The organism is Nitrosospira sp. Nsp11, assembly GCF_900142705.1.
Taxonomy (GTDB): domain Bacteria; phylum Pseudomonadota; class Gammaproteobacteria; order Burkholderiales; family Nitrosomonadaceae; genus Nitrosospira.
The window spans coordinates 402407-429260 of sequence record NZ_FRBV01000001.1; the positions used below are offsets into that span (position 1 = coordinate 402407).

Annotated in this window: 23 protein-coding genes, 1 other RNA gene and 1 riboswitch; of the genes, 11 read left to right on the top strand and 13 right to left on the bottom strand. The window is 53.8% G+C overall.

Features of this window, described 5'->3' with window-relative positions:
• Window positions 1-30: 30 nt before the first annotated feature.
• Both BUA28_RS02020 and BUA28_RS02030 read right to left on the bottom strand, forming a co-directional pair.
• A complete protein-coding gene (locus BUA28_RS02020) occupies window positions 31-1245 on the bottom strand; it encodes a sialidase family protein (RefSeq protein ID WP_072766460.1) in 1215 nt (404 codons plus the stop codon).
• Between the two features lie 405 nt (window positions 1246-1650).
• Window positions 1651-2904: a dicarboxylate/amino acid:cation symporter gene (locus BUA28_RS02030; protein ID WP_072766462.1), complete on the bottom strand. Its 1254-nt coding sequence runs from the start codon at window positions 2902-2904 to the stop codon at window positions 1651-1653.
• A gap of 329 nt (window positions 2905-3233) precedes the next feature.
• Here BUA28_RS02030 and BUA28_RS02035 point away from each other — a divergent pair, with 329 nt between their 5' ends.
• Both BUA28_RS02035 and BUA28_RS02040 read left to right on the top strand, forming a co-directional pair.
• Complete coding sequence (locus tag BUA28_RS02035; protein ID WP_256598201.1) at window positions 3234-4214, top strand: MraY family glycosyltransferase; 981 nt, start codon at window positions 3234-3236, stop codon at window positions 4212-4214.
• Between the two features lies 1 nt (window position 4215).
• Entirely contained in the window at window positions 4216-6174 is a 1959-nt protein-coding gene (locus BUA28_RS02040; protein WP_072766463.1) for a polysaccharide biosynthesis protein, read from the top strand.
• 19 nt (window positions 6175-6193) lie between these two features.
• Here BUA28_RS02040 and BUA28_RS02045 read toward each other — a convergent pair whose 3' ends face one another.
• Window positions 6194-8038, bottom strand: coding sequence for an ABC transporter transmembrane domain-containing protein (locus BUA28_RS02045; RefSeq protein ID WP_072766464.1), 1845 nt, complete (start codon window positions 8036-8038; stop codon window positions 6194-6196).
• A 112-nt stretch (window positions 8039-8150) separates the two neighbouring features.
• Window positions 8151-10163, bottom strand: a complete 2013-nt coding sequence (locus BUA28_RS02050) for a TonB-dependent receptor (protein ID WP_178297845.1) — start codon at window positions 10161-10163, stop codon at window positions 8151-8153.
• A gap of 164 nt (window positions 10164-10327) precedes the next feature.
• A riboswitch (cobalamin riboswitch) is annotated at window positions 10328-10675 on the bottom strand.
• 189 nt (window positions 10676-10864) lie between these two features.
• Here BUA28_RS02050 and BUA28_RS02060 point away from each other — a divergent pair.
• From BUA28_RS02060 to ssrS, 3 genes are all read left to right on the top strand, one after another.
• Window positions 10865-11065, top strand: coding sequence for a hypothetical protein (locus tag BUA28_RS02060; RefSeq protein WP_072766465.1), 201 nt, complete (start codon window positions 10865-10867; stop codon window positions 11063-11065).
• Window positions 11062-11370, top strand: coding sequence for a cell division protein ZapA (locus BUA28_RS02065; RefSeq protein WP_072766466.1), 309 nt, complete (start codon window positions 11062-11064; stop codon window positions 11368-11370). Before BUA28_RS02060 ends, BUA28_RS02065 begins: the two co-directional genes overlap by 4 nt.
• A 90-nt stretch (window positions 11371-11460) precedes the next feature.
• Window positions 11461-11640: non-coding RNA, 6S RNA (gene ssrS / locus BUA28_RS02070), on the top strand.
• A 37-nt stretch (window positions 11641-11677) separates the two neighbouring features.
• Here ssrS and BUA28_RS02075 read toward each other — a convergent pair.
• Together BUA28_RS02075 and BUA28_RS15740 are read right to left on the bottom strand one after the other, a co-directional pair.
• On the bottom strand, window positions 11678-12463 hold the full coding sequence (locus BUA28_RS02075; protein WP_072766467.1) for a galactose oxidase early set domain-containing protein: 786 nt from the start codon (window positions 12461-12463) through the stop codon (window positions 11678-11680).
• Window positions 12387-13586 (bottom strand): hypothetical protein, encoded by a 1200-nt coding sequence (locus tag BUA28_RS15740; RefSeq protein ID WP_072766468.1) that lies wholly within the window; start codon window positions 13584-13586, stop codon window positions 12387-12389. Before BUA28_RS15740 ends, BUA28_RS02075 begins: the two co-directional genes overlap by 77 nt.
• On the opposite strand from BUA28_RS15740, the gene BUA28_RS02085 reads away from it, so the two are divergent.
• Window positions 13585-13914 (top strand): hypothetical protein, encoded by a 330-nt coding sequence (locus tag BUA28_RS02085; protein ID WP_072766469.1) that lies wholly within the window; start codon window positions 13585-13587, stop codon window positions 13912-13914. The two genes, BUA28_RS15740 and BUA28_RS02085, sit on opposite strands and share 2 nt — an antisense overlap.
• Before the next feature lie 91 nt (window positions 13915-14005).
• On the opposite strand, the gene BUA28_RS02090 is transcribed toward BUA28_RS02085, so the two are convergent.
• On the bottom strand, window positions 14006-14365 hold the full coding sequence (locus BUA28_RS02090) for a cupredoxin domain-containing protein (protein WP_143148413.1): 360 nt from the start codon (window positions 14363-14365) through the stop codon (window positions 14006-14008).
• Window positions 14366-15031: 666 nt separating this feature from the next.
• Between BUA28_RS02090 and BUA28_RS02100 the strand changes: the two genes are divergently transcribed.
• Entirely contained in the window at window positions 15032-16513 is a 1482-nt protein-coding gene (locus BUA28_RS02100) for an amidohydrolase family protein (protein WP_072766472.1), read from the top strand.
• Between the two features lie 153 nt (window positions 16514-16666).
• On the opposite strand, the gene BUA28_RS02105 is transcribed toward BUA28_RS02100, so the two are convergent.
• The gene (locus BUA28_RS02105; RefSeq protein WP_256598202.1) at window positions 16667-17989 is read right to left on the bottom strand and encodes a CapA family protein; all 1323 of its coding nucleotides are present in this window, start codon (window positions 17987-17989) and stop codon (window positions 16667-16669) included.
• A gap of 682 nt (window positions 17990-18671) precedes the next feature.
• Here BUA28_RS02105 and BUA28_RS02110 point away from each other — a divergent pair.
• The 4 genes from BUA28_RS02110 (at window position 18672) to BUA28_RS02125 (ending at window position 22823) form a co-directional block, all read left to right on the top strand.
• The gene (locus BUA28_RS02110) at window positions 18672-19622 is read left to right on the top strand and encodes a Kdo hydroxylase family protein (protein ID WP_072766473.1); all 951 of its coding nucleotides are present in this window, start codon (window positions 18672-18674) and stop codon (window positions 19620-19622) included.
• A gap of 254 nt (window positions 19623-19876) precedes the next feature.
• On the top strand, window positions 19877-21193 hold the full coding sequence (locus BUA28_RS02115) for a sugar-transfer associated ATP-grasp domain-containing protein (RefSeq protein ID WP_072766474.1): 1317 nt from the start codon (window positions 19877-19879) through the stop codon (window positions 21191-21193).
• 295 nt (window positions 21194-21488) lie between these two features.
• Complete coding sequence (locus BUA28_RS02120) at window positions 21489-21944, top strand: EVE domain-containing protein (RefSeq protein ID WP_072766475.1); 456 nt, start codon at window positions 21489-21491, stop codon at window positions 21942-21944.
• A gap of 81 nt (window positions 21945-22025) precedes the next feature.
• Window positions 22026-22823, top strand: coding sequence for a sulfite exporter TauE/SafE family protein (locus BUA28_RS02125; protein ID WP_072766476.1), 798 nt, complete (start codon window positions 22026-22028; stop codon window positions 22821-22823).
• Between the two features lie 53 nt (window positions 22824-22876).
• Here BUA28_RS02125 and BUA28_RS02130 read toward each other — a convergent pair whose 3' ends face one another.
• The 5 genes from BUA28_RS02130 to BUA28_RS02150 form a co-directional block, all read right to left on the bottom strand.
• Complete coding sequence (locus BUA28_RS02130) at window positions 22877-23767, bottom strand: phosphoribosylaminoimidazolesuccinocarboxamide synthase (protein ID WP_072766477.1); 891 nt, start codon at window positions 23765-23767, stop codon at window positions 22877-22879.
• 45 nt (window positions 23768-23812) lie between these two features.
• On the bottom strand, window positions 23813-24982 hold the full coding sequence (locus BUA28_RS02135; protein ID WP_072766478.1) for a 5-(carboxyamino)imidazole ribonucleotide synthase: 1170 nt from the start codon (window positions 24980-24982) through the stop codon (window positions 23813-23815).
• Complete coding sequence (gene purE, locus BUA28_RS02140) at window positions 24979-25470, bottom strand: 5-(carboxyamino)imidazole ribonucleotide mutase (protein WP_072766479.1); 492 nt, start codon at window positions 25468-25470, stop codon at window positions 24979-24981. Before purE ends, BUA28_RS02135 begins: the two co-directional genes overlap by 4 nt.
• A gap of 15 nt (window positions 25471-25485) precedes the next feature.
• On the bottom strand, window positions 25486-25929 hold the full coding sequence (locus BUA28_RS02145; protein WP_072766480.1) for a phosphate-starvation-inducible protein PsiE: 444 nt from the start codon (window positions 25927-25929) through the stop codon (window positions 25486-25488).
• Between the two features lie 138 nt (window positions 25930-26067).
• A complete protein-coding gene (locus BUA28_RS02150; protein WP_072766481.1) occupies window positions 26068-26829 on the bottom strand; it encodes an HAD family hydrolase in 762 nt (253 codons plus the stop codon).
• Window positions 26830-26854: the final 25 nt, after the last annotated feature.

Genomic DNA, 26854 nt, shown 5'->3' on the forward strand with positions numbered 1-26854 from the left:
GCGCGACAATTTATTCCAATCCATGAAAGATCAACTGGAGCGTCCGGCAGTGATTCGCTCAATCGGTATAATTCGCAGCCCCTCTTTTGCAGTGTTCCACACCACCAGCACTTTTTCGCCGTTAATCAACGGCAGTGGATAATCGGTTGCGCCAGCCGAAGACATCAAACGCGTCGGTTCGCTCCAGGAGACGCCGCCATTGACCGAATACATCATCTGGGCGGAGTAGGACTGCCCATCAAATTCTCGCCAGGAGAGGATAACGATTTTATCCTTCAAAACGACCGAGGCATGGTTTGCCTGTGCCGCAGGATTACCGATAGGCATGGGCTGGGATTCCCAATCCCCGTCGATATTTTTGTAGAACAACCCCTGGCGCGCCGTGCCATTGGTAAACCAGGCGAGGTGCAGCTTGCCCCATCTGTCAGCCGCCAGGCTTCCGCCATTATGCGGACAGGCATCAACTTGCCATTTGTCATGCGTCGCACGTCTCACTCCACCCTCATCCAAATTTGCGATAGCGAAATCGCGCGTGTTGGTACCGAAAATATTCCGCCAGAGGGCGACAGGTCCATCCTTGGTCCAGGCGAGCGTTATTCGGCAACACTCGCATGTATGTTCGTGAAATCGATGGTTCGGGCCAAAACTTTTGCCGTTATCAAGCGATTTGACTGTATATATCGATGAGCCCCTAAATTTGTCGCCTTTTTCCTTGGCCGCATCCCGATCCCTCGCATCCAGCCATGCAATCACAACCCGCCCGTCGCCATCGATTGCCATCGAATCAAACCGGTGGCTGGTGATGCGCCCATCGTCATTCAGCGTAATGGGTGCGGAAAAGGTCTTACCTGAATCTGTCGAGCGCGCAAACCGGACGTTGCCGGCGTATTTCTGGGGCAAGGACTGCACCCAGGTCAGAAGCACGGCGCCATCGCGCGCAACTGCAATCTTGGGTCGGCTCTCGCCATCAGCCGATATGGCTTCCGGCTCGGGTGTGACGATAACCGGCGTGGAAAAATTAGTTCCGTCGTCGTCCGACCAGGAAACCAGCAGCCGCTGATTCTCTACCCTCGCTATCCATAGCCGTCCATTTTCATCCAGCGTTGCGCCCACCGCCAGCGTAGCCTTTGGAGCATGCGACATTGAATGGCTTTGTCCTCCATTAGCTGAATCCTGCTGACCCGCGAGCGCCGTTGCCGAAACGCTCATCAGGAAAATGGATGCAATACGAAGAATCCGGTACATCTTTCGCTCCCATTACAGTGTTGAGGTCGAGAGTAATCTATTTGCCGAAACATGGGAATGTGGCAAATTGTCGCACTTGATAATCGCGATCTCATGAATCCAAGGGCAGGAAGTGTGATAACAGATTGAAAGCAATACCTTAAGCATCCGTATTTCTGCATTTCTGGTTATTGCCTCTGCCTCTGCCGCGACCGCGGCAACAATCCGAATGCTCATCCGGGCATTTCCCCTGGGGTTGCTGCTAGCAGCCTGTCGGACTTAAGGAATCGCAGCGAAGAAGTGACTGGGTGAGGTCAGATTTTGGGGATTTTGAAGGCCGATAGTTATTCTATTGATCGAAAAAGCAGCGAAATATGAACTGGCCAGACGCTTTTGCAGCCGATTTCCTTTAAATCCGGCAGGCTGCTAATGTTCGTTGATGTGCTGCTCATGCCCCACCCATTTCTGTACCACGAGACTTCCCACCATGTCCCCTTCGACATTGACCGCCGTGCGAAAAGTATCCAGGAGGCGATCGATGGGCAGCAGGATGGCAATGGCTTCTGCGGGCAGGCCGACAGATTGCAGTACCACTACCATGGTCACCATCCCGGCACTGGGTATGCCGGGCGCGCCCATTGCAGCCAGCATGGCCGTCACAAATACGATCATCTGTTGCATGAGGTTGAGCTCGATGCCTGCCAGATTAGCGATAAACAAGGCGGCCATTGCTTCGTACAACGCGGTACCGTCCATATTGAGCGTAGCGCCCAGCGGCACGACAAAACCGGCAATATCGCGTTTGACATGCAGATGCTGCTCGACGCAGCGCAAGGTGACCGGCAGAGTGGCGGAACTGGAACTGGTGGCGAAGGCCGTTATCAAGGCCTCCCGCGCCCCACGCCAGAATTTGAGCGGTCTCATGCCTGTAACCAGATAAAGAATCAACGGCAGGACTACCATGCCGTGCAATAAAGTTGTTGTCACCACCACGACTATGAATTCGACCAATGTGGCGAGCAAAGCCGCGTCCTGGGTGGCCGCAAGCTTCAACAGCAGTGCCATGATACCGAATGGCGCCAAGCGCATGATCCAGCCCACCAGCATCAGCATCAGCTCCAGCAATTCCTGTAACAGAATGAGAATGTTGGCATAGCGTTCGCCGCCCACCACCAGGGCAATCCCGAGCAAAAGCGCGAAAACCACTACAGCAATCACGTTACCCTCCGCCAGCGCAGTCATTGGGTTTTGGAACAGCGAATGGAGGAAGTGAGCGAAAAAATCGGATAACGTCATTTGCTCGGCTCGAAATCCCTGCATGGCATCCTGAAACATCGCGAGCTCCAGCCCTGCACCAGGACGGACAAGATTGGCGGCAGTCAGGCCCAGCATGATCGCGAGCGCCATGGAGAATATGAAAAAGCCCAGCGTTGCTTTCCATACCTTGTGCATCTGCCTGTGTGCGCGTAAATTGGCAACCCCCACGGCGATGGAAGTAAACACAAGTGGAATCATTACCATTTTCAACAAGTCGATAAACAGTGTTCCGACCAACTCGGCGAAATATAACCCGGCCTGTGCGGCTGTAGATTCCTTTCCCAGCAGGGATAACCCCAGGCCCAGCAGGAGACCAGCCAGCACACCAGCCAGAATTTGCGCATTAAGCGATATCTTTCTCATCGGTACGCCACTTTAGTGGTTGATTTTTGATAGACAGGAAAATATTCTTGTTCGAGGATATCATTTGAACGATGAGTGCAAGCACCGACCTGAAAAGGCAGGCAATTTGCGAGCAACAATACCAGATTTTCCGATCGGAAGAAGGTTGGGAGCAAGGCTCAAACAAATTTCATAGATAGAAATAAATCCAGGCTCTTTTCTGAAAATTGCCTTTCGCCATTGCTTTATGAGTTTGCCTCACTGGTGCTTCATATGCGCGAACCATCGCGCATATGGGGGAATCTCCGCACGCCCTTCTCAGCAGCGATAATCCATTCATGGACATAGGCATGTCTTTTTCAGCTTTTGCGGCACCGTTCGTTGCTTTCATGATCGCGTTCGCGCTGATTTCCTATTTGATCAAGGGCGGCCTTCTCAAAGTGCTGGACTACCCGAATCCCCGCTCCCTTCACAGCAAGGCTGTTCCACGAACCGGCGGACTGGGCTTGATGTCCGGGGCCCTCGTCTCATGGGCGCTTCTCCCCGGCATGCTGCCGTTGTCCATATGGGCAAGCGTTATATTACTGGTAGCAATCTCCTTTGCCGATGATGTCTCCGGCCTGCCGGCCTGGGCAAGGTTTCTGATACATGGAGCGGTTGCAGTCTGGTTCTCCGTAGCAATGCTATCCGATACCCATGGCTGGATGGTCACGGCGATGGCCGCGGTCGCAATTACCTGGATGCTCAATCTTTATAACTTCATGGACGGCTCAGATGGCTTGGCAGGCGGAATGACGCTGATTGGTTTCAGTTGCTACGGCGTGACCGCATGGCTAGCCGGGAATGAGCCGTTTGCCATGATCAATTTCTGCATCGCTGCGGCAGCGGCAGCTTTCTTGTTGTTTAATTTTCATCCCGCACGTATTTTCATGGGAGATGCAGGATCAATTCCGCTAGGATTCCTGGCCGCAATATTGGGTATTATGGGCTGGACAAACGGTAACTGGCCATTATGGTTGCCGTTGCTTATATTTTCACCATTTATTGTCGATGCTTCTGTTACTCTCGCGAAACGCGGTCTGCGCGGTGAAAAAATTTGGGAGGCGCATCGCGAGCATTATTATCAGCACATGGTGCAAAGCGGTTTGGGTCATCGCAATACAGCCCTGCTCGGCTATGTTCTCATGTTAGCCGCGGGCGCCAGCGCAATATGGGCGATGAGACAGCAAACTGCCGTTCAGCTCGGGGTCGGCGTCGCATGGGGTGGAATTTATCTCATCATGGTACTGGTATCCGACAACTATTGGAAACGCCATCCGGGTCGCTCATAGCATGCCTGTACATAAACTTAATATACGCGCGGGAATTGCCTTCATTCACGATCTTGCCGCAGTAATCGCTGCCTGGTGGTTCGCTTATTTGTTCCGTTTCAATTTCGAAATACCTCCTTTTTACCTGGCGGCATTGAAAGAAATCCTGCCATTTACGGTTTTGATACACGCGGCAGCGTTTCTATGGTTCGGCCTGTATCGCGGGCTCTGGCATTACGCCAGCTTGCCCGATTTACGGCGCATCCTCTTCGCTGTATTGGCATCAGCAGCCGCAGTTCCCCTGGCGTTATACCTGTTGCAAGTACACACCGGCGTACCACGTACCGTGTTGCTGCTGGCCCCTATTCTGCTTCTGGTTATCATGGGAGGAAGCCGCCTCGCCTATCGGTTATGGAAGGAGCATCGACTTTATGGACGAAAGAAACTGGAAAAAAATCTCGTCCTGGTGCTTGGGGCGGGAGATGCCGCAGTCGGACTGGTGAAAGAGCTTGCCCGGAGCGTGCAATGGGAAGTAGTGGGATTTCTGGACGATGATCCCGCTAAGCGGGGCTTGATGCTGCACGGCTTCAGGGTCATGGGGCGAATCAGCGAATTACCGGCCGTCGCAAAAAAGTATCGCGTGGATCATGCCATCATCGCCATGACATCCTCGTCTTCCGATCGCCGTAAAGTATACCGCGCCCAACCCGACAGGCGCCAACCGGACCGCCTTCTACGCAATCGGCGCCGGGCGATGCAAATGTGTTCGACCGCTGGCGTAAAGGCGCTGATCGTCCCTTCATACGACGATTTGATCAGCGGTAAAATCACTGTGTCGCAGATCCGCACTGTCGAGCCGGAAGATTTACTGGGCCGGGACTCGGTGATATTGGATAACGACGGATTGCATGGCTTGCTGGCAGGAAAAACTGTTTTGGTTACGGGTGCTGGCGGCTCAATCGGTTCGGAGTTGTGCCGTCAAATTGCGAAGTTCAGGCCGGGCCGCCTGGTGCTGTTCGAGTTGAACGAATTCGCGCTTTATAGCGTCGAGCAGGAATTCCAGGCCAATTTTCCGCACATCCCCATGGTATTCGCCATAGGCGATATCAAGGACGCTGCGCGGCTGGCTCAAGTGTTCTTGCAGTACCAGCCGAAGGTTGTATTCCATGCCGCAGCCTATAAGCATGTACCGTTGATGGAGCATGAAAATGCCTGGCAAGCTGTCATGAATAACGTTTTTGGAACTTATGTGCTGGCACAGGCTGCGATCAAGCAGGGCGTGGAAAAATTCGTATTGATCTCGACTGATAAAGCGGTGAATCCTACGAATGTCATGGGCGCGAGCAAGCGCCTGGCGGAAATGGTATGTCAGGCTCTGCAGCAATCCATCTCCATTGCTGGTAACGCCTCTGGAAAAGATGGCTTGACCGACAGGAATCATGTGCCGGGTTTTGTCATGGTACGTTTCGGAAACGTACTGGGTAGCGCGGGCAGTGTCATTCCAAAATTCCGTGAACAGATCGCAAAGGGTGGGCCGATCACTGTCACCCACTCGGAAATTACCCGCTACTTCATGTCTATAACTGAAGCCACGCAACTGGTTCTGCAAGCGGGACTAATGGGGAGGGGAAAGGGTGGCGGAGAAATTTTCGTGCTGGATATGGGCGATCCCGTGAAGATAGCCGACCTCGCAAGAGACTTGATCCGTCTTTCCGGCCTGAGCGAGAGTGATATACAAATTGTATACAACGGGTTACGCCCGGGGGAGAAACTCTACGAAGAGTTGTTGGCAGATGATGAGAACACTTTGCCGACACCCCATCCCAAATTGCGCATTGCCCAGGCCCGCCAGGTCGAGAAACAGTGGCTGACGGAACTGCTGGCATGGATAAACGAGAATCCGGCATTAAGCGATGAGGAAGTCAAACAGGACTTGAAAAGATGGGTTCCGGAATACTCAAGCCAGGAATTCATACAATGATCTCCTGCTTCCCGCGCCATTACCCAAGGGACGACTCAGAGTTTCTGGCCATCACATCCTTTTGCGCATATAAAGCCCGAGCAAGCTTGGCGTAAGCTCCACCTCTTGCGAGTAATTCCCGGTGACTGCCGATCTCGACGGCTCCGCCTCTACCCAGCAGGACGACGCGGTCCGCTTTCTCCATGGTGGCTAAACGATCGGCGATAACAAGCGTGGTACGCTCTTGCACGACGGCATCCAACGCTGCCTGCACATGATGCGCAGATTCGATGTCTATCTTTTCGGTTGCCTCATCCAGGATCAGGATAGGCGAATTTTTAATCAGTGCGCGCGCAATGGCAATACGTAGCCGCTGTCCCCCCGTAAGGTTTACGCCGTGTTCCCCTACGAGGGTTTGCAATCCCTGGGGCATCTTCCGGATGAACTCCGTTGCGTGCGCGGCTTGTGCTGCAGCAGTGATCGTTGCTTCTGTTGCCCGGCCCAGTGCGCCATAAGCGATATTGGCCGCTATCGTATCGTTGAAGAGCGTTGTCTTCGATGATACCAACGCAATATTGGCGCGCAGACTGGCCAATTTAAGGCTCCTTAAATCATGGCCATCAAGCAGAATCTTTCCTGATGCGGGATTAATGAAACGCGGCACCAGACTCGTGAGCACAGCGGTGCTTCCTGAAAAACCTACTAATGCCACCATTTCACCCGGCTGTATGGTCAGAGTGATACCCAACAGCGCCGAACATGCGCCGATACCCTGCTGGCCACCGGGCCCGGGATTCGCTTTGGAGCCGCCTTCAAAGCTCTTTTCCCGATCGTGGTAGAAATGGACCTGTTCGAATCGTAATTCGCCGCGCGCACGCTCGACGATAATTGTTCCCGTGTCCGGTTCAGGCTCCTGGTCAAGCAGCGAAAATACGCTCTCGACCGCTCCTAGTCCATGCCGCACGACCTCCTTCAGACCGGCAATGCGTTTCACTGGAGAAATCAGCATCAGCATGGCCGCCATGAAAGAAACAAAGCTGCCTGCAGTAATCTCATCGGCAAACGCTTGCTGAGCTGTTACATAAACAATAACCGCCAGCGCTCCTGCAGCGGCTATTTGTATCAACGGTACACGGAGAGAGGCCATAGCCATTCGTCTTTTAGCTAAGCGATGCGCTTCCTCCGCCTTTTCCCTCATGCGCTGGTTTTCATACTGCTCACCGCCGTGAAGCTTGACCACCTGGTAGTTCTCGATGGCATCCTCCAGCACCTGGTTGAGGCTTCCCATTGTTTGTTGGGCTTCCATTGCCATTTTTTGCAGTCGCACCGTGACGAGCCGCGTGATCAGCAGCATCGCCAAGGCCATCAATAACGCCAGCAAGGCAAGCCGCCAGTCGAGATAAAGCATCCATCCCAGCAATCCCAGAACCACAAGCACATCCTTGACTGCCACCGTTATGACATCGGTAAAGGTACGGGCGACCTGCTCGGTGTCGGATGTGATTCCGGAAACGAGGTTACCGCTCTCGTGACTGGTGCAATAGGGAGCTGGCAAGGTCAACAACTTGGCGAACATCTCCACCTGCAAGTCCAGCACCAGTTTGCTTCCTAGCCAGTTCACCGCATAGGCCCCGATATGGCCGGCCACCGCCCGAACCGCAAACAGGCTGATGATCCCCAGCAGAACGAGCTGCATCAATTCCAGGTTCTTGCCAGCAATAGCGCCATCCAGCATCGGTTGCACCAACGCGACCAGCATAGGTACACTTGCCGCCATCGCAATCATGCTTATTACCCCAAGTATGACCGCGTCCCAATAGGGCGCGACATACCTTATCAAGCGCAGGCATAGTTGACGGCGGGTGGGAATTTGCGTGTTTTGCATGCGCAAGCAGAATCGGGAGAAGATGCACTACCAGGAGTTCTGGCAAAGCCGTATTATGTCATCTGCTTCCATGCGCGATAAGGTGCTTGCGCGGAACATCACTACAATGGTCTCAGTCAAACTGATATTTTACGGTGAACCAGACATTACGCTCGCGAGCGGGTAGCGCATTGAAGCTCGTGCCTGGTGCGTTGCGAATCGCATATGAAAAATATTTTTCGTCGAATAAATTGTTTACTGCCATGCTCAGCAACAGCTTTCTTAGCTGGTGAGTAAACTTGAGATCCACGGTAACGTAATCCGGCATGCGACGCGTGGCTGTATTGGCCTGATCGTTATCGAATACCTGTTCCCCAACATAATTCATCGTCGCAGCGAAACGCGTTGTCGGTGCAAGCCGAATGGTACCGCCAGCTGAAACCTTATGGCGCGGCACCAGCGGAATGATGTTTCCTGAAACATCGACGCCGCCGAAATTCCCCTGACGAAAACGTGCATCACTGTAAGTGTAGCTGCCGGATACATCGATTGCGCTGTTAACAGCCCAGGACGCCTCCAGTTCGAGACCTTGCCGCCGGGTAGGGGGGAGGTTCGTATTAGCAAAAAACCGAAACGGGTCTATGTTGATGAAGTTGATCTCATTGTTGAGGTTGATCCGGTAAAGTGAGGTACGGGCACGTACTGGTCCTTGCTGATAATCCAGCCCGATTTCTCCGGTATGAGCGGTTTGAGGCTCAAGTATCTTGATTATGGAATCGAATGCCGGCCCACCGAACTGATTGAAGTTTTCATCTACCGTGGGTATACGGAAACTGCGGCCAAACTTACCGTAGAACGAAAATGCAGATCCCAGTGGCTGACGCACGCCGACGTCATAGGCATGGACGGTGCGGCTCTGCTGACCACGGGCATGCGCTGAGGGATTGAAACGATCATTGGCCTTATTGTCCACCCATTGCAGCCGCCCTCCCAGCGTAATGGTCGTACCTTTGGGTAGAGTAGAGGTGTGTTGCAGGTAAACTGCGCGATTCTGCTGAGTCGCCACGACATCGGTCTGTAGTGTGGTGGCGGATGCTGAGCCCGGCACGGTTTCCGATCCGGTAAGGCGTTCGGCACGATAGTCCCACCATTCCAGATTCGCGCCCAGTATCAGTTCGTGATCCATTCCCAAAGCCTGAAACGGCAGTTTCGCCCTCGGATTGAACAGCCACACGTCGGATTGTGAATTGACGAACGTTTTGGAGTTGAAGCCATCGATACTGTAATCATCAAACAATGCCGTGCGACGGACATCGCGAAAGGAAAGATCCGCGGCAAACTCGCCAAATCCAGTAGTGCGTTCTCCCCGGAGCGTCACGTATGCGCCCTCGCGCGTGCTGAAATCGCGCGGCGTCGCGGTCCCTTTCCGGTCTGTTCGCAACTGCGATTCGGTGCGAGGCCCCGGTAATTCCAATCTTTGGTCATCCAGGCCGAACTTCAACAATGCCCGCCCACCGGTAAACTTATAGCGTAGATCTCCTTGCAGGTTCAGTTGACGCAATGCGTTGTTGACGCGATAGTTATCCGTTTGCAGCGCGTTACCGGTGAGCGCCAACCCAAGGTTCTTGCCTGCAGCGTTTAGCGTCCCATTGAATTCCGTTGCACTATAGCTGCCAATTGAAACGCCTCCGGTACCCGACACACGACCAGGCGCGGCAGCGCGTGTGACGATATTGATTACGCCACCCGTGGCGCCAGCCCCATAGGTCACGGCGCCGCTGCTTCGGAGCACTTCGATGCGCTCAATTGAATCAAGCGGAACGGTCGACCAGCGGACACCCACCAGTTCGTTTTCATTCATCCGCTGGCCATCGAGCAAAACCAGCGTGTTCTGATTACCCGTAATGCCGAATCCGCGCATGTCGATCTGGGGGTCCGGGCTGCCATCGACATTACGGGTATGGATGCCGGCCAGTTGTTGCAGCAACTCCGGCAAAGTCGAAGCAGCACTATTTTTGATCTGCTCGGCGTGGATCACAGAAACGCCTATCGGCAACTTCTCGACACGCTGATTAAAGCGGGTGGCGGTAACGACGATCTCTTCAAGCGGGAGTTTCGCCGGATCGCTGGATTCAGCGATCGCCATTGAAGACGCAGACATGACAAAAAATGGAAAAAGTAGTTTGTGGAATAGACCCATGGTATCAGCTTGTAATTGGAGGAGTCGTATCCACCATGTATCGAGAACAAGGAAATACCGCAGAGGCTTTTGAGCGAACAGATATCGATCAGGATACCGCCCCACGCGATATTTCCATTTGCGTTCAAGGCCGGTATCCGGGCTCGCAGGATTTGACGTATCACCTTCCCATGAATTGGAGCATTCACAGTGGCATCAGAGTTCTCTGAAAAAGTCTCCACGTCTGGCAGTTGGGTTGGCAACGTAATTGCCAACCCAGCGTTTTACGGAATACTTCCTGTTCAGAATTCCTTATTCGATACGCCCACACCTGCTTACCGTTGCGGGGGCAGCCCAGGCATTCAAGAAACCGCTGAATAAATCCTGTCGCAGGATTTATATTCAGAGGTTGCTTAACCTGGTTCCCGTTTAACTCGACCGCGCAAAGCGGCCAGAGCACCTCAAACGTGGCCGGCATTCTACCAGAACCATCAGTTTGGGGCGTAAACTGATGGTTCTGCTTTCACTATCAAATTTATCGCTGCGAACTGGCCGATGGATCATGACTGACTGCTGTGGATTGCTTGAAACTACATTTAGAAAATCACGTTAGCAGTTGACTCAACAGGGAGTTGACTCAACAGGGATTTCCAAACTATAGTGACTTGATGGAATCGGAACTGAAATCCCTCGAAGAGAAAATTGATCAATTCGTGCATTTATGTCATCAATTGCGGTTGGAAAATATCCAACTCCGCCAGGACCTGGCTGGCACCATCAGTGAAAATAAGCGTTTGGCCGAAAAAATAGGTGTCGCAACCACTCGTCTCGAGGCTATCCTGATGCAGATTCCGGAAAGCGAAGAATGAAGACCGGCAAAGCTTTGGATGTAACCATCATGGGGCGGGAATTCCGCGTTACCTGCCCCGACGAAGAGCGCGAGGAACTACTCCAAGCGGTGGCCTATCTCGACAAAAAGATGCGTGAAATCAGGGATAGCGGCAAAGTGGTCGGGTCAGAGCGCGTCGCTATCATGGCGGCCCTGAACATTACTCATGAATTGCTCACGACGAGAAACAGAGGAGGCTTTGACATGGAAGAATTTAAGCGTAGAATCGATCACATGCAGGCAGCGCTTGATGCGGTGATGCCGGAACAGGACAAGTTGTTTTAACCCGGATTACAAATTCAAGCCAGCCCGAACAAATTCTTCATTTCGGCCGGCTGAGTCAGATATTAAATGCAGGCAGTAATGGATAAAAGTTGTTCCCTGCGGTGTTTGTTTAGCCCTATATTCTTTGAACCAACTTTTTAAGAACTGGTTGCAAACCATCGTGATGCTGTTGTGCGAGTCCTCTAAGGAAGCGCCTGATGCATCCGGCTAGTGACCGCCTTGGACCCTAAGGTTCAAGATAAATGGGTTGACGGCATCCGCGGGGACCTTATCAGGAAACAATCCTGGCTGAACCACATTTTTGGACTCAGTCACTCGGCTTCTTCGTCCCTGGCGCAGGATTATCCTTGCTGGTGACATGCATGGCAAGTTGCTGTTTTATTTCCGCGGGTTCATGATCAGGTTTTCCGCCTCCCGTCAATTGTACCCACCTGGCAACCGAAGGCACGCCTCGTTTGTTGACCAGGAACAACATATACCGTCCCGGTGGGGCGATGTTCTGCTCGCTCAGGACATTGACATGCAAACGGCAAAAATCGTGCGCCTTGAACTCAAGGTCTACCACGCGCTGCCCGGTCTCGCATGAGTGGGTTGTCGCCATGAGCCAGATCAGTTCGACCCAGTGAATCTCTTCAGCCTGTGGGGTATGGATTTCAAATTCTCCGCCGTACAGGATCTGCTGCGGTACTGTCTCGATGAAGGGCCGAGGGCCCCGGAACAGATATGGCGGATGATAGATCTCAAGGCGCAATTCGTCGTCTCGCCTGTTCGGATTGGATCCGGCCGCAAGCACGCGGCCGTCGGGCAGCAGAAGGGCAATTGAATGATACAGCCGTCCGGCTTGTGCCGTAGCGGCCGCAATCCAGGTGTCGGTAGCAGGATCGTATATCTCGGCCTCCAGAACCGCCGTTGCCACAACTTCAGATTGGCCATTTCCACCTGAAACAAATACGGTCCGATCCGGCAGTAGAACCGCATTTACGTGAAACCGCGCGTGAGTCATGGACGCAACCGGCTCATAGGCCGGCGCGGAAGCTTTCAGATCGATAATATGCGCGGTGTTGATCGCGGGGTCGCCTCCGCCCAGGATCATGACCCGCTGGTCTTGGGCAGGCGCCAGCAGCACGCTGCCGCAGTGATCTCTGCTCTGGCTGAATCCTTCCGGCAACGTGACAATGGTCATTGTGCTTGTGGCTATATTCAGGAACCCTGGCAACACTTCTACCGGATTCGGAGAGCGGATCAAACAGATAGCTGGTTTCGAGCCCAACGAAGGGGCAGCCATCCCTGTCATACTCCTTTGTGCCGCCCGCGACAAGCAACCGGCCATCAGGCAGAAATGCCTGGCCTGCGCAGAAGAAGTCCACAGGAGTAAAAGGAGAAATAAACTCTCCGTTTTCATAATCCCACACCGCACTGCGCAAGCCGGTGGTGAAAAGTTCATCATTGCCCGAGCCAGCAAACAATAAAACTTTACCGGTATGCGACACCGCACCATGAATAGCGAGTATCGGCGCGGGACAGGGCAGCAATTCCCACCTTCCTTTCGTGGCTGCTTCAAGGATATCCCGCGAAGGCATGGCGCTCATTCCGCCCATGCCCATGCCGGCCATACCTACCGCTTCCACGGTTGGCGCCAGGTGCTCCCTAGCGCCGCCCGAATGGTCGTGGCCGGATGTGGGCGCTGCATCGTGGTCATGCAGGCAGCGCAGAATATCGACCGATGGACACTCATTCATTCCATCGTCAAAGGGCAATTCCACCTCGATCGACTTGCTCAATTCGTCGGAAATCCAGATGTACTGGCGAGCACGAACCAGGCCGGCCAGACCGGCCATCATGTGCTCTTCAACGTGGCAGTGGAAAAGGAAATCTCCGCGAATTCGCACGCGACAGGCATTTTCCGACGGATTCCACTGAAACTGCTCGAGAGCGTACGGAAGCCGTATGGCGGGAGGAATCTCGGTATCGGTGATAAATGTTTCCAGAGAACTCATTCCGTGTACATCGGATGCGCCTCCAGGAGGAAGCGGCAGCGCCCAGCGAACCGAATGGGGGTGAAAGTTGTGCCAGATACCGGAGACATCCAGGTTGAATATACCAGCGTAGTTTCTCGCCAGTATCCCCCGCCACTGTCGGTGTGTTCCCGACAAACGGGCGGCCATTGAGGCAGAAGTTTGGAGCGCCGCCTCCAGCAGAAAACACAATGTGTTCATGGTTGTCGTCATTTTGCCAGTGGATGCTTCCGCCAGGGCACACCTGGATCAGGGAAGGGACGAATTTGTTGTCCTGGACGCTGACGTTTGCGCTGACCGGTGCGCCCGCCGTGACCTGGACTGTTCCATTCATCGCGGGACCGTGGATCGCGCAGTAATAGTGAACAATCTTCGCATCGGCAAAAACGAAATTGAACGAATCGCCATGAGCAAGAGGCTTGCTTTGAAACGCAACGCCCGAGCTTCCGGCAAATTGATGAATAAAAACCGGAACCTCATGATCTGCACAAGGCGCGGCCGGGTTTCGGACGATCAAACCTCCGAATAAGCCCCAGATTAATGTTTCGCGCAACGTCGTGCGCGTGGTCATGAAACCCCCAGGCGCCCACCATGTCAGGCGTAACGTCGTAAACGTAAGTTCACTTCTGACCAGGAAGAATTTCATCGCTGCGCCCTCCATCGCGCCCCGCGACACCCAGTGGCCAGGCCCCATCCGATTCGATTCCGTAACGTAGCCCGTGAATATGAAAACTGTGACAGTCGCTTGTATCCGCGTTCCAGACATGGATATACAGCCGCTCCCATGGTTTTGCATAGAGCAGGCAGCCCGGAATCCTGCGATCCCACGGCGGTTCGTTGACATCCGCCTTGATGAGCTTCGCCTTGTTCGGAATCGTATATTGCGCGTCGAGATATTCGCGGTAGACCAGGCCATCGGCGGTACTGGCCAGGATTTCCTGCGCGGATACGCGGCCCGATTCATGGCCTGGGTTGAACATGCAATCGCACCCAAAGTGACGCGCGCAGGCCACAGGTGCGAGCGGGCTATAACTCGGCAGCGATTCAATTTTCAGAAAAATGTCGCGTCGGCGGAAGTTCATCATAGCCCCCATGCCTCTTCGGGATCATATGCTGGAATGAATTAGCGAGTACTCAATTGTAATAACAGGGCTGCCTGCGGAAGGCGCTATAAACATGACAAACCCGAGCGGCGCCTTGCTAGCCTGATCTGACAAAACGCAATTGAGCCCGGTGCGAGATTTGATACGCGCTCTTCCGATAACCCAGTGCAGATCACGCTTGCCAAAATTACCAAAAAGGCAAGTAAAAGCGGCCGGCAACATTGCGAGAAAGGAGGCGCACATTTCGCTTTGACCTGCTTGATACCGTTTGCGCAAGCCCTGCCGCGTCAGCGGGTCAAGCAACGATCTGAAATACGCGCTTTGCCAAATCGATTTCCCTGTATTAACCTGTCTGGCAGCGTCTCCTTACCTAATTTTCCAGGTGGAGCTTGCATTTGGGTTGTGAGTGGAACGTCCCATTCAAGATCAAATCTAGAAGGATGGGGTGTGCGAACTTAAGGTGAAATTGAATAATGCACATGTCTTTCTCGGCGGCGAACTCTCCTGCGCTCTGCATTTATTTTTTTGAAAGGACCTGCCAATATGAACTCAGCTAAACCACTCGTTGATCCGGACGGCGCCCGACTCCCTATCAAGCTCGACACGACATCCAACGGGGAGTTTGAGCCGGTACCGTTATCCCCCGTGAATCAGGCGGCGAACCGCCTCGCACATGAAGCGGCGGATAAGAATTCAAAGCGTTTGGCTGTTTCTCGAAGAAATTTTCTAATCTCCGCTTGCGGCGCGGCCTCCACTTTACTTGCCTTCAACGTAGCGAACGCCGCAGCAGGCAATGCAGGCGGCTTTTTCGATCTGCCGATCGAAGCTGCGCTCGATCCCGAACTCGCACAGGCGCGAATCGGAGGCAAGGGCGAATTCATCTTCGACGTCCAAGGCCACTTTGTGGACCCGAACGGCGCCTGGTTGCAGAAGCTCGCGCCCGGCGTAAAACCCCTGAGCCAGATGCCCAAAACGGGCTGCGCACTCGCGTCGGAGCCTGGCTCGCACAGCTACCTGCGTTGCCTGGGTCCGGATGAGTTCATCAAGGACGTGTTCCTCGATTCCGATACCGATATGATGGTGCTCTCCTTTGTACCATCGAAACCTGACGCCGAACCGCTTACCATCCAGGAGGCCGACTCGGTGCGCAGGATCGTGGATCGGATGGAAGGGATGCACCGCTTGCTGATCCATGGACGCGTCAACCCCAACCAGGAACATGACCTTGAAGCGATGGACGAGTTGAAAGAGCGCTGGAGCGTGTCTGCCTGGAAGACCTACACCCAGTTCGGCCCCGGTGGCAAAGGCTATTTTTTGTCGGATGACATCGGTACGCGTTTCATCGAAAAAGCACGCAAACTCGACGTCAAGGTCATCTGCGTACACAAGGGCTTGCCCTTCGGCAAACGATCCTACGAGCACAGCCAATGCAGTGATATCGGCGTCGTCGCAAAGCGCTTTCCCGACGTAGCCTTCCTGGTCTATCACTCGGGCTTCGTAACTACCGTTCCTGAACGCGCCTTCAAGGGAAGGGGCGCTGATGACGGCATCGATACGCTGATCCGCTCGCTCATCGAGAACGGAGTATCGCCGAATAGCAACGTTTATGCTGAGCTTGGCAGCACTTGGCGCTACCTGATGCGCGACCCGGAAGGTGCGGCGCATGCGCTGGGCAAACTTTTGAAGTACTGTGGCGAGAATAACGTTCTCTGGGGCACGGACTCCATCTGGTATGGCTCCCCGCAGGATCAGATTCAGGCGTTCCGCGCGTTCCAGATCGCGCCCGAATTGCGCGCCAGGTATGGCTATCCCGCAATAACTCCACAACTACGAGCCAGGATTTTTGGACTAAACGCTGCAAAGGTTTACTCGATCAGCCCGGAGGAGGTGAAGAAATATACCGAACGCGACCGTATCGCCCGCGAGCGGTTGGCTTACATGGAACATCCCGAGCCGCATTTCCTCACCTACGGGCCGAAGACCCGGCGCGAATTCCTCAATCTACCGGGAGCTGGACAACCTTGACCGCAGTTTCTGCTAGCAGCTTGTCGGACTTGAAGAATCGAAGTGAAAAAGTGCTGGCTGAGGGCATATTTTGAGGATTTTGATCGAAAAAGCAGCGAAATATGAACCACCCAGACGCTTTTGCAGCCGATTTCCTTTAAGCCCGACGGGTTGCTAAGGTGCCGATGCCCATCCCAGCGCCAACGTATTATCTGCCTGGAGATCAACCGAAGTCCCGAATTTTTTGCCTTCCCTGTTCAGGACATCTCTTAGCCACAGGACATCCTTCTCAGCCGCATGATTTAACCTGAAGCGTTTGACCTGCATGGGCGTCATGGATAAGCTGACCAACTTGCCAGTCGAGGGATTCGTACTGACAAAATACATCAGGGCGAGATCGCCGCGGTAAACCTCGTGCCCGGAAATGCCTTCATAGTCGTTCAGAAAATCGCCGCAGCCGTAAAGAATCAGTTTTCCTTTATAAACCTCGATCCCTTTCACATGGTGAGACGAGTGGCCGTGGACGATGTCGACATCTGCTTCATCGATTAGCTGATGAGCAAACTCCTGTTGACCGGGTGGGATCTGATAGCCCCAATTACTGCCCCAATGGATCGACGCAATCACGATGTCACCCGCCAATCTGGCTTTTCTGACACTGTCGCTAATGCCTCCAACCGTTACGGCGGAAAAATCAGGCAATAGGTTTACTCCTGGTCTGTCCGGCGCAGCAGCCCAACTCCAGGGTATGCCACTGGTTTCCGACCCAAATGAGAAGACCAGCACCCTCCCCTTTTCCGGTATGGCCATCACTGCAGGGCTCTGCGCCCCGTGAATATCGCGGCCGGCTCCTGCAATTTTTATATGCGCATCCTTTAACGTTTTCAGCGTTTCGGCAAGTCCCGAGTATCCCCAATCCAGAACATGATTGTTCGCGAGAGCGCAACAATCGATATTTGCCGCGGTAATGCAGGGAATATTGCCGGGATTCATTCGGTAATTGACCGCCTTATGTTCCACGTCATCACTGCGAGTGACCGCGGTTTCCAGATTGATAATGCGCACATCGGGCTTTCTGCTGTTCAACTCGGCCAGCGCATCGCCCCAGATATAGGAAAAATCGACGGACTTGGGGATTGGGCCGTTTGCCTCTTCGGCAAGCTCCACATATCCTCTCGCGCTTTTCATGTAACCCTCAAAGAGGATGGGGTCACTGGGATGTGGCAATACCTGGTCTATGCCTCTTCCCGTCATGACATCGCCACAGAGAAACAAGGTAATCGGGTGAAGGGACTGTGGATGCTGGCCGCCGGTCCTTTGTTCACTATCTATCGATAAGCTTCCGGCTTCGGCGGCGTTGTTGCCAGTATCAATTGTGATCGCCTGAGCGGACATTGGCCGAACTGCAATGGTGATCCCCGCAGCAAGCGCATAACCGATAAACTGGCGCCGCTCCAGTTGCTGATTTATACCGTCGAAATTTTTAGGACTCTTCATCGCCGAATCGCGCCAGTGCGTTTGATTGCGGTTGACCCTGTTAACTGCGATTGAAACACATCAATGAAGATCGGTGAATTCAATATAGCGCATATGGTAATAATTGCAGTTATTGATGTGGGGAAGACGACACATTTACGGCGCTCAAGTTTGGTTAATCCGTATTAGTTCAGGCTCAGCCCGACGCATTGTGTATTGCCGACATGAAACCCAGACCTACCTATAGATCTGGTATAGGTCCGGATTGAGCCAGCGTTGAACTCGACTTCGGCCGCCTCCGACAGGCCGACTGGCGGCGCCATGTTGAAAAGCTTCAATGGACACTTGGGACAGGGGCGCTTCAATGCGCAGCGGCTATTGTCTTTAGGGAATGCCGGGCGCAAAATTGATAACGTGGCGGCCTCACTATATTAAGGCGCGTCGCACTCTGCATTGCAAGGGTAGCGCTGGCGTAATTCACCCGCTGGGCAAGGGACTTGTGGCACATCCCGCATACCTTTGGAGTCGAATTTTCCACTTCTGTCCGGCGTGGTTCTGCGGCGAGTCAGACGTGCAGCCAATATGCTGTTATCGGTACTAAAAATGATCAAGACAATTACTATCTGACAGAGAAGGGATAATGCAGTGTTATTAATTTGCTGTCAGACTATTACACTCTTGCACATCGAGGGGATGCCATGCCATGGTAAATGAAGAACATGTTTCCGTATGCGAAGCTGAAACCGTGAAGATGCTGACGATCGAGCCCGGAGCCGATCTATCGACGCCGGAGATGCGACGCACAGCCATTGAGACGTTGGAAGGGGGAGGCGTCATCTACCTGCCCAGAAGCGGTTTTGAGCTGACCGAGCAAGAGCGGGACCTGATCTCTGACACGGCGAAGATCCTGACCCAAGAGCCCGACGTTCAGGACGGCCGGCCCACAATCATCTTCGATCCTGCGCGCGGCAGTATCAAGAAATATCATTACGCGCGCGTGCGCGGCAAGATGATGCGCGCCAAGGTCAGAGATACGGCGCGTCCTGATCTCGAGGCGGCCATGGCGCGCTACGGCAAGTGGACCGAAAGTGTGATCGGCCAATTGTTCCCCAGCTATCAAGGAACGCTGGACCGCAAACGGGTCACCTATCGGCCTTTTCAGCGCAGTAACATCCAGGCCCTGCACATCGACTCGAGCTACGGGTATCCTACCCAGGGGCGCGGCATGTTGCGCATTTTCTCCAACATCCATCCCACCACTCGACCGCGTATCTGGCAGCTCGGCGAACCGTTTGAACCCTTCGTGCGTCGCTTCCTGCCTTCCGTGCGCCTCAAAGAGCCGAGTTTGATTTCTTCTATTCTGGCCCGCCTCGGCATCGTCGATGGAACCAAAACCAAATACGATCAGTACATTGCGGCGCTTCGCGCCCTCGGCATGAGCGACAAGGAATACCAGCAGACAGCACCGCACAAGTTCATGGAGTTTCCGCCCGGCTCAAGTTGGATCGCGATCACCGACCTGGTGCTGCACGGCGCGGTGTCGGGGCAGCACAGCTTCGATCAGACGTTCTACCTGCCCGTGGATGCGATGAACGATCCGTCGCGTTCATCGCTTCGCATTTTGGAGAGGTTGACCGGCGAGGCCCTGGTTTAAGCGAGCGACGGCCGCAGGACTCGTCAAGACGCTCCTGCCGGCCCGACGAGAGAAGGTCCCGGAGTTCCAGAGCCATCACGATTACCTTAGCGGCTGCGTACTGCTCTGCTCCTCCTCGGGCAGACCGGGGAAACGGTGGGAGTCCTCGACTTAAGCCTTGACTCTTTACTCAAGCACCAAATGCTTGCAATAGAACTTCATACACAGGTCGTTGATTTATAATACCTATATTGAAGCTATAATTTTGGATAGCCATGACGAAGATTGTAAGCGGCTGGGGCTTTGACAGGATCACGCGCGAATTGAGCGGTGCGATGTGGACGTTTTCCCGCTTGCCTGACGATAGCTCGGCAGCAACTTTTGTCCACCGATGCTTTCAGCACGAGATTTGGCACGAGATCAGGCTCCGCGAACGTATCGTAATCTGTGCGGTGCTACCGTTTGTGCCATTGGTGATCGCTGTACTGGCAACAGTCTTTACCGCGCTAAACGGGCAGACAATAAAGAAGAGGACTGGGAAGGGGATAACCCGCCAAGCCCGCGAGCAGATCGGACTCGCGCTCCGGTGCGCGATTTTGCCTCCCTGGTACTATATTTTCGAACTGCATGACGATGATAAGCGACAGCACGCCTCCGAATACGTGAATCGCTTTGAGATGAAAAGCGGGCTATATCGCCTCCTGCGCGACTACAATGGTGGCCTTCCCATTCCGGCGGAGCGCAGCACCGCGTGCATCAAAGACAAATTACGCTTCATGTCCCGTTGCCGTGAATTTGATATTGCCACTGCGCCTGCCCTTCTGAGCATCGCAAAGGGAAAGATTACGGCAATTGATTGGAGCGGGCCGGGCCTCCCGGAGATCGATCTCTTCGTGAAGCCGTTGCATGGTCAGAACGGAAAAAATGCCACACGCTGGGATTATCTAGGTTCGGGGCAATATCGACGCAACGACGGTAAGAATGCTACCGCGAACGAGGTGCTTGAATGCTTGCGCCAGGCATCACAACGAAGAGCTTTCCTGGTGCAGCCACGGCTCGTGAATCACAGGGAGATCGCCGACCTCGGCAATGGCACCCTTGCAACGATCCGGGTGATGAGCTGCCGTAATGAGCGAGGCGAATTCGAAGTTACCAATGCGGTTTTTCGCATGGCGCAAAATAGCACCGCCGTTGTCGACAATTTTCACAAAGGGGGAATCGCGGCCAATGTGGATATTCATACCGGCAAGCTGGGGAGGGCAACCTGCGGAGCCTGGGGGTCTACCGTGGATGGATGGTATGAGCAGTATTACGAAAATGGCGCGCAGATTCTGCATCGCAAGCTTCCATGCTGGCCTGAGCTGATCGATCTGGTCCGATATGCCCATGGCACCGCGTTCTCTGACCAGGTGGTGATCGGCTGGGACGTCGCCCTGCTTGACAACGGACCATGCATGGTCGCAATTAACAAAGCACCGGATTTTGACATGCTCCAGCGGATCGGCAGGGGGCCGGTGGGCAACGAACGGCTGGGAAAACTCCTCGCGTTCAACCTGAGGCGTACTGTCGAGGCCAAGCATCATTCGGTTTAGCAGGAGTCCGAAGAGTGATGTGCAGCTTCCCTGCAATTCAGAGTCATGACCATATCTTCGTTCCCTTGGTCGTATCGCAGAAGCAAATCACCACCCGTCGGAGAGAAGCGGCCGCGCTTCGGATCGGCTTTTCCGTACGTCATGCTGCAGGGTTCCCATATTGTTCCCTCGGGAATGGTTTTGGGTGGGATTCCGGACGAGATTTTACCGGTTTTGTCGAACAATCAAGGTGATGGATTCGAGTATATTCTCTTGAAACAATCTTGGAACATTATAGGAACAGCAAGGAACTGATATGCGCTACTGGCTAATGAAATCTGAACCCTCCGACGTAAGTATTGACGACCTTGGCGCAATGTACCAACAAACCGTCACCTGGTATGGCGTGCGTAACTACCAGGCACGCAATTTTATGCGCGATCAAATGCGCGTCGGCGATGGGGTTTTTTTCTACCATTCGAGCTGCAAACAACCCGGAATCGCCGGCATTGCCGAGGTTAGCAAACTTGCCTACCCGGACGCTACGCAATTCGATCCCGGCAGTAAATATTTCGATCCGAAAGCGACACCGCAGAGCCCGCGCTGGTTCAACGTTGACGTGCGGCTCGTCAAAAAGACGCGCCTGGTTAGCATCAAGGAATTAAGGGGTTATCCCGAACTGGCCACCCTGCGTATTCTACAAAAGGGTAGCCGTCTGTCCATTACACCGGTGGATCCGGCCGAATGGAATTTCATCATGGGAATTCTGTAATGTCGGGCTTGTCGAGAATTTCCCCTCCAGGGAGTTATCCCGGCGCGCCGAAGCCGAGCGCCCATTACGGCAAAGGCTGAAGTGGAGTGGTGGCTCGCCTATCTGCTGTTGGGCATGTTCGTGGGCTTCTTTGCCGGACTGCTGGGTATTGGTGGCGGATTAGTCATGGTCCCGGTACTCAGCTTCATTTTCAGTGCCCAGCATTTTCCGCCTGAACGCATCCTGCACCTTGCTCTGGGCACTACCATGGCCTCGATCATATTCACTTCCGCTTCCAGCATGCGCGCACATCACGCTTATGGCGCGGTGAATTGGCAAGTGGTGAAATTTATCACTCCGGGTATCATCCTGGGCACATTGAGTGGCGCGACGGTGGCGGGAATGCTCTCCAGCCAGGTCCTCAGCATTATCGTAGTCGTGTTCATCTATTATGCCGCCACACAAATGCTGCTTAAAATCAGACCCAAACCCAGCCGCACGCTTCCCGGAAGGTGGGGTATGGTCGGGGCGGGCAGCATAATCGGGATGGTTTCCAGTTTTGTCGCGATCGGCGGGGGATTGCTGACGGTGCCGTTTCTTTCCATCTGCAACGTCAAACTGCAACATGCCATCGCCACTTCCGCGGCGGTGGGCTTTCCCATCGCCGTGGCTGGCACCATTGGATATATTGTGAATGGAATGACGCAATCCCAGCCGTTGCCGGATTACAGCCTCGGTTACGTCCATCTACCGGCGGTTGGCTGGGTCGCGCTCGCCAGCATGCTAACCGCACCCCTTGGCGCAAAAGCAACCCACATTATTCGGATGGCCACGCTCCAGGCAATTTTTGTCGTACTGCTTTACCTGTTGGGAACAAAGATGCTGATAGGGCTTTTTTAACAGCAAAACTCCCTGGCGGCATGCTTGCTGTGCTCGTTTTTTCAGCCCTATAGCTAACCGGCCAAACGTCGCAGGGCTTCCTGATATTTTTCTGTTGTCTTGGCGAGCACATCGGGGGGTAGGGCAGGAGCCGGTGCTTTTTTGTTCCACTCCTGAGTCTCGAGCCAGTCGCGCACGAACTGTTTATCATAGCTGGGGGGATTTTTTCCTGGCGCATACTGGTCGGCAGGCCAGAAACGGGACGAATCGGGAGTCAGGGCCTCGTCTATCAGATAAAGTTCGCCTGCGTCGTCTCGACCGAATTCGAACTTGGTGTCCGCGATAATGATGCCTTTTGTTATCGCGTAATCTGCCGCTTCTGTATACAGCGCGATGGCTTTGTCTCGCACTTGCTCCGCTAACCCCTTGCCCAGCAGTTTTTCTGCTTCACTGAACGGGATGTTTTCATCATGCGCGCCATGCTCAGCCTTGGTTGAGGGCGTAAAGACCGCCCCTCCAGGCAACCTGTCGGCTTCCCGTAATCCAGGAGGAAATAAGATCCCGCAGATCATGCCGGTACTTTTATAATCCTTCCAGCCTGAGCCGGCAACGTATCCTCGCACGATGGCTTCTATTGCCAGCGGCTTCAACCGCTTTACCACAAATGCACGGCCGGACACCTGTTCATGCTCGCCCTTAGCTACAACCGCTTCCGGCGCAATGCCGGTCAGATGGTTAGGAATAATGCGAGCCAGTTTTTCAAACCAGAAACTGGATAGAGCGGTGAGCAGCTTTCCCTTCCCCGGAACAGGCGTCGGCAGGATCACGTCGAATGCGGAAAGTCGGTCGGTCTGGATAATCAGCAGCTTGTCTCCATCTACCGCGTAGATGTCGCGCACCTTTCCGCGATGCAACAGAGGCAAGCTTCGGATGCTGGATTCAAACAACGTGGATTGATCGGGCATGATGTTTATCTTTTACAAACGTGCCATTGTAAATATGGAGACAGGCTAACATTCCAGCGATTGCTTGATTTTCAGCGCAAGCTGCAACGCGGCTTCAGTCGTCTCGGCGAGCACGGTATAGTGCCCCATTTTTCGTCCTGGACGAGCATCAAGCTTGCCATATAAGTGTAATTCGACATTCGGATGCCGCCGCAACAGTTCCCATTCCGGCTCTCCCCGCTGCCATAGATCGCCCAACAAATTCACCATCACCGCTGCCCCATGCATGGCCGTGCTGCCGAGCGACAGGCCACAAAGTATTCTTACCTGCTGTTCGAACTGGGAGGTGGCGCAGGCATCAATAGTGTAATGGCCGCTGTTGTGTGGGCGCGGAGCAATTTCGTTCACTAGCAGCCTGCCATCGGCAAGCACAAAGAATTCCACGCATAAAACGCCACGGTAATCGAGTTTCTCCGCAACCCGAACCGCAATTTCACGTGCTTTCTGAACGACAGCCTCCGATACCCTGGCTGGAACAATGCTGACATCGAGTATGCCGTTACGGTGTTGATTCTCCGATACGGGAAAAGTGTTAACTTCGCCATCGAATCCGCGCGATACGATAACCGACACCTCACATTCCAATGACAACAGTTTTTCCAGCACGCATGCAGTCCGGTTCATTCCACTCAGCGCATGATCCAGTTCTATTGCGTTTTTTACCCGTACCTGGCCCTTGCCGTCGTAACCGAAACGGCTTACTTTGAGAATACCCGGAAATAATCCAGGAAACAGTTCCGGACGCTTTTGGGGCGACACCTCATCCAGATTGAGCGATTTATGCAATTCATGTGAATTCTGTATTACCGCATACGGCACAACCCCCAACCCGTTTGCCGCAAAAAAATTTTTTTCAAGAATGCGATCTTGCGCAATCGCTACACTGTTTGCTGCCGGACTGACCACACAGTGCTCAGCGAGTATTCGAAGGGACTCAGCGGGAACATTCTCGAATTCCGTGGTAACGCCCGCGCAGGTGGATGCGAGTTCACCCAGCGCATCGGCGTCGAGATAATCCGCACGCAAATGGCGGTTAGCCACGCTGCTCGATGGGTTCCCTACGGCTGGATCGAGTACGGTGACACGGTAGCCCATGCGCTGCGCAGCCATGATAAACATGCGGCCGAGCTGGCCGCCGCCAAGAAGCCCCAGCATCGCTCCCGGCCTGATGCTCATAATTTAGGCAGTGTCGTTGCCGCGACCGTTGCTGCCTGAGTTTCGCGAAATGCGACAAGACGCGTTGCGAGTTTTGTATCTTCCACCGCCAGCAGCGCAACGGCAAACAATGCCGCGTTGGATGCACCCGAATCGCCTATGGCGAAGGTGGCGACGGGGATACCCTTGGGCATCTGCACAATGGAAAGAAGCGAGTCCAGCCCTTTAAGCTGCCTGGAGGTAACCGGTACGCCCAGTACCGGCAGGATAGTCTTGGCGGCAATCATTCCAGGGAGATGGGCCGCACCGCCGGCACCAGCGATAATACACTTGAGCCCTCGCTTGACTGCGGTTTCCGCATACTCGAACATGCGATCCGGAGTACGATGAGCGGAAACCACCTCGGCCTCGTAAGGCACATTAAACTCACTCAATATATTAGCCGCATGCTTCATGACTTCCCAATCGCTACTGCTACCCATTATTACGCCAACCACAGGATTGTTCATCTAATGCCCTTCATTTCAATCGAGGGGACGCGTTTTTCTGGACGTCGCGTCTTCCAGATCCTCCAGGTCTTCCAGGTAGGGATAACGCACATGTCCAAAACGGATGACCAGAACCGCCAATGCGACCAGTACAATCGAGGCGGAGACACCGAGCAGCCTCATACTATCCATCTCCTTGATATCGACGGTCACATATCGCGCCATCGCCACCATTGCGATGTAAAGAGGGAATCGTACCGGCAGCTTGCCGGACTCGAAATATAACCCCACCATAGTCAGGATTTCAAGATAGAGAAACATCAGCAGCAGATCTGCAAGCGTAACTCTGGCGTTGTGTACCATCAGCATGGTTTCTTGATAACCTGCGAATATCGTGGCCAACGCGATAACGATGAGTCCTGCGGCTTCAAAGAGTCGAAGCATTCGGCGGGAATAAATAGTGGTGCGGGGATTCAGCATTTTATTTTTCTGTCAGCAATTGCCAGCAATCAAAACCGATACTACCTCTTCCAGATGACAATTCCAATTTTGGGGCGCGGATTTTGATTGAAGTGGGCGATGATTATTGCAGGCGGCTCTATGGCTTTCCCCGGTATTTCAACCCTTCAACCTCAGCAGTAGTGCACTATCCACCCAACCGGTGACAGGCAGATTCCCCTGTAGCATAGTAAATGGTTGCGTCGGTTCGCCCAGATCCGACAATACTACCGCCGCTCCGCTAAAATCCTGTAGTCGAGTGTAATCGCTAATCGTGATTACCGTATCGAGCCCTGCAGCAAGCGATGCTCTCAGCCCGTTTTCAGAGTCTTCTATTGCCACGCATTGTTGTGCCGGCAACCCCAGTTGATCAAGTACCCAGTGATAAATATCCGGTTCGGGTTTTTTTCCGGGAACAATGTCTCCCGCGCCAATAACATCGAACCAGCCGGGGGAATCCTCCCCTAGCGTAGATTTTAAAAGTGCAGTTACGTTTTCTGGTGTCGTGGTAGTCGCAATAGCCATTTTTATATTCGTATCGAGCAAATGATGAATCAGGCGAGCCACACCGGGACGTAGCGGAATTCCGCCGCTTTCGAGCAAATTCACATAGTGCTTCGTTTTCACCTTATGCAAGCCTGCTATCCACTCATCCAGTCCGCTTCTGCTCAGTTCCGCAGGTGCATAGTTTTCCATGAAGTGCCGGATGCGCTCTTTTCCGCCCGTTATAGCCAGCAGTTCGCCATAGAGTTCGACTCCCCATTCCCAGTCGAGGCCGAACTCTTCGAACGCGGCATTGAAAGCGAGACGGTGCCCGTCACGCTCGGTATCAGCCAATGTGCCGTCAACGTCAAACAGTACCGCACGAACCGCGCTATTCATCGCCACCTTTACCTCCACCTTATCG

Coding starts and splice junctions, on each gene's coding strand:
- BUA28_RS02110 (WP_072766473.1), top strand. CDS start 18,672: ATGGTAAATGAAGAACATGTTTCCGTATGCGAAGCTGAAACCGTGAAG.
- BUA28_RS02105 (WP_256598202.1), bottom strand. CDS start 17,989: ATGAAGAGTCCTAAAAATTTCGACGGTATAAATCAGCAACTGGAGCGG.
- BUA28_RS02150 (WP_072766481.1), bottom strand. CDS start 26,829: ATGAATAGCGCGGTTCGTGCGGTACTGTTTGACGTTGACGGCACATTG.
- BUA28_RS02040 (WP_072766463.1), top strand. CDS start 4,216: ATGCCTGTACATAAACTTAATATACGCGCGGGAATTGCCTTCATTCAC.
- purE (WP_072766479.1), bottom strand. CDS start 25,470: ATGAACAATCCTGTGGTTGGCGTAATAATGGGTAGCAGTAGCGATTGG.
- BUA28_RS02145 (WP_072766480.1), bottom strand. CDS start 25,929: ATGCTGAATCCCCGCACCACTATTTATTCCCGCCGAATGCTTCGACTC.
- BUA28_RS02035 (WP_256598201.1), top strand. CDS start 3,234: ATGTCTTTTTCAGCTTTTGCGGCACCGTTCGTTGCTTTCATGATCGCG.
- BUA28_RS02130 (WP_072766477.1), bottom strand. CDS start 23,767: ATGCCCGATCAATCCACGTTGTTTGAATCCAGCATCCGAAGCTTGCCT.
- BUA28_RS02120 (WP_072766475.1), top strand. CDS start 21,489: ATGCGCTACTGGCTAATGAAATCTGAACCCTCCGACGTAAGTATTGAC.
- BUA28_RS02020 (WP_072766460.1), bottom strand. CDS start 1,245: ATGTACCGGATTCTTCGTATTGCATCCATTTTCCTGATGAGCGTTTCG.
- BUA28_RS02050 (WP_178297845.1), bottom strand. CDS start 10,163: ATGGCGATCGCTGAATCCAGCGATCCGGCGAAACTCCCGCTTGAAGAG.
- BUA28_RS02030 (WP_072766462.1), bottom strand. CDS start 2,904: ATGAGAAAGATATCGCTTAATGCGCAAATTCTGGCTGGTGTGCTGGCT.
- BUA28_RS02115 (WP_072766474.1), top strand. CDS start 19,877: ATGACGAAGATTGTAAGCGGCTGGGGCTTTGACAGGATCACGCGCGAA.
- BUA28_RS02090 (WP_143148413.1), bottom strand. CDS start 14,365: ATGTTCAACCCAGGCCATGAATCGGGCCGCGTATCCGCGCAGGAAATC.
- BUA28_RS15740 (WP_072766468.1), bottom strand. CDS start 13,586: ATGAACACATTGTGTTTTCTGCTGGAGGCGGCGCTCCAAACTTCTGCC.
- BUA28_RS02065 (WP_072766466.1), top strand. CDS start 11,062: ATGAAGACCGGCAAAGCTTTGGATGTAACCATCATGGGGCGGGAATTC.
- BUA28_RS02045 (WP_072766464.1), bottom strand. CDS start 8,038: ATGCAAAACACGCAAATTCCCACCCGCCGTCAACTATGCCTGCGCTTG.
- BUA28_RS02085 (WP_072766469.1), top strand. CDS start 13,585: ATGGTTGTCGTCATTTTGCCAGTGGATGCTTCCGCCAGGGCACACCTG.
- BUA28_RS02100 (WP_072766472.1), top strand. CDS start 15,032: ATGAACTCAGCTAAACCACTCGTTGATCCGGACGGCGCCCGACTCCCT.
- BUA28_RS02135 (WP_072766478.1), bottom strand. CDS start 24,982: ATGAGCATCAGGCCGGGAGCGATGCTGGGGCTTCTTGGCGGCGGCCAG.
- BUA28_RS02075 (WP_072766467.1), bottom strand. CDS start 12,463: ATGATCCTGGGCGGAGGCGACCCCGCGATCAACACCGCGCATATTATC.
- BUA28_RS02060 (WP_072766465.1), top strand. CDS start 10,865: ATGGAATCGGAACTGAAATCCCTCGAAGAGAAAATTGATCAATTCGTG.